At 60.4% G+C, this 2498-nt stretch carries 1 protein-coding gene and 1 pseudogene; one reads left to right on the top strand and one right to left on the bottom strand.

The features are described from left to right. Positions 1-14 precede the first annotated feature (14 nt). Complete coding sequence (locus ACZM96_RS10575) at positions 15-1286, bottom strand: FmdE family protein (protein WP_489489017.1); 1272 nt, start codon at positions 1284-1286, stop codon at positions 15-17. Between the two features lie 270 nt (positions 1287-1556). Here ACZM96_RS10575 and ACZM96_RS10570 point away from each other — a divergent pair. Further along, positions 1557-2498, top strand: a pseudogene (locus ACZM96_RS10570) (hypothetical protein); the annotation flags it as partial.

Genomic DNA, 2498 nt, shown 5'->3' with positions numbered 1-2498 from the left:
CTTCTGCTCGGCGGCTACATGGTGGCGCTTGCGCAGCGGCATCTGCCGGAAGGAACGCTGTTCGAGGCCATTTCCTTCATGACCGGAATGAATTTGTCTTCGATGAGCCCGTTGAACACTTCCGTGCCCGTCACCAGCACGCCCATGCGGGCGCGGCGCAGAGGCGTCACCGTGAAAAGCGGCTCGTCGCCGAGCACGGTCAGAGCCTGGCCGAGCAGGGCGCGGTCGAGAAACAGCGGAATGGCGCGGGTTCCGGCTACCTTTTTCCCTTCCTGCACCAGCGTGGCGTCCTGGCGGGAGGCGCACATGACGTCCGGCACGAGATTGAAGCGCTCAAGCTTTTTCACGTCCACGGAAAGAAGACCGGAACAGTCGGCCACAAAATCTATCTTTCCTTCGCGGGGAGGAAGCGAGTAGCGCACGCCGGGACCGGCCATGCGTCGGGCAAAACTTTCCGCCGCTTCGTTTTCATGCGCCGGGGCTTCGCCTTCCACGGAAACCTGCTCGTCGATTACGGCCACGTCAAAGCGGCCTATCTGCTGGAGTCGGCAGAGGTCGCCGGGGCTCACGGTCTGACCGGCGGTGAAGGCCGAGCCCTTGAATTCGCCGGGAACGATGCGCGTCATGTCGTGCGCCAGCACCTTGCCCACCGCCTCCTCGGCGGAAACCACCCGTATGCCCGGAGCCGCAGGACGGGATTTTTGCGCTGCGTCGGTGCTTGTCGTCGCGTAGTAGCGTTCGCCCTGACAGGCGCGGCAGATGGGACCATCCTTTAAAGGATAGCCTTCGCCGCATACCGGGCACACGGCCACGGCTCCGGAGTGAGCATGGCCGCGAAGATCGGCGTGGACGGCCACTTCCTCCACCTTGCAGATGCTGTCGCCGGCTTCTTCAATCTCACGCAGAAGTTCCGCTTCGTCCTGCTCGCGCTTGGGCTTGCGCTTCATGAGCCAGTCGTAGTATTCCGGCCAGGCTTCGAGTTTTTTTACGTCCACGCTGACGCGCACGCCCTTGCCCGTATATTTGTCGTACAGGGTGACGGCGTATCTTCCTATGTCGCGCACCTTGACCCAGTTGTTGCCCATGCTGCACAATGAGAGCAGCTGCACGGCGTCCGGCAGACACTTGCGGGTTTCGGAAATGGCCTCGAACAGCGTTCCTTCCGGCAGATGCCGCTGCGCAAGCGCCACCATGTAGCCGCCGAGCAGAAGACCGGGAGCGGCGTAGCCGTGGAAGCGTTCCGCCATGCTTTTGAATTCATTGAAGGTGTAATTTCCTATATTCATGAGAAATCCGTGACTGTTGCGGTTGGCGGGAACTTTTTTACGCATGAGGGCGCTGTGCCTCTTCGCAATGCAGGCGCATCCCGCGGTACGCATCTGCCGGTATATAATCGGGATAGGACATTCCGGCAAGCCATGTTCAACTTTCCGCACGCCGAAAGCGCGCAATACGGCTGCATTTCACCATAGACTTATTCCCTGCTGCCGCAAGAAAGTCCTTTTTTCTGAAAAATCGCGATATGTTCGGGCAACGTCCCGTCGGGAGAGCAGCGTATGGACCATACGGAGGAAGAGGTGTTTTCTGAAAAACACGAACTGGACGACAAAACGTTGAGAGAGGTGCTCCAGGCGTTTTACCACTGGCATGAAAAGGCGGCGTCGCCCGCGCAGCAGTGTTCGCGTTCCCGTGTGCTGCTGGTGTGTCTGGTCATGCGCTTTGCGGCGCTGAGACTGGGAGAGGCGCTGGCGCTCAACGATGTTGCGGACATCGACGCCGAGCGGAGCGTGCTGCGCGTGCGGGGGCGCTGGGCCCGGGAACTGCCCCTGCCGCGGACCGCGTTGAACCGCATGCTGGAACTGCGCGATGCCCCGTACAATGTGCGCGCGAAAGGCGGACTCTGCCGCCTTGATCCGGCCTATGTGCGGCGCATTTTTTCGCTGCGCGCGGCGGAGGCCGGACTCCCTGACTTCCGGCCGACGGATCTGCGGAATTTTCGAGAACAGGAACTTCTTCGGCACGGCGTTGCCCTCCCCACGGTGGAGTTTTTTCTCGGCAGAAGAAACGGCGGTCGGCCGAAGGCAGGCGAGCTGGAACGGTTGCGGGAAATATTCCGTCAGTGGGAGTACGCAAGCCGAACGGGTCGTCACAATGTAGTGACAGGAACGCTCGCCCTCATCAGGAGGGGAGAGTTCTCGTGCCTGCTGCGCGTGACTGCGGCCGGGACATCCTTTTTTGTCCGCTGTTCCTCAAGAACCTTTGCGAGGCTTGAGCTCGCGGAGCAGAGCGAGGCGAGCATCATGGTCCGCTCGCTGCAGGTGCAGGTGCTGAAGGAACCCGTGGAGGCGGACAACTGCTTTGCCGGAACCGTCACGGACGTCCTCAGCTGCGGAGACGAGGCCAGAGTCATGATTTGTTTGAAAAATAACGAGCAGCAGTTCTGCGCAATCCTTTCTTCAGAACGCGTGAAAAGCCTTGCACTGGAACAAAATATGGAT

This window comes from Mailhella sp. (assembly GCF_057866825.1).
This window is presented reverse-complemented; position numbering and strand designations above follow the sequence as displayed.

What these genes read in the sequence shown, in the direction of transcription:
- ACZM96_RS10575 (WP_489489017.1), bottom strand. Translation starts at nt 1,286, where the DNA reads ATGAATATAGGAAATTACACCTTCAATGAATTCAAAAGCATGGCGGAA.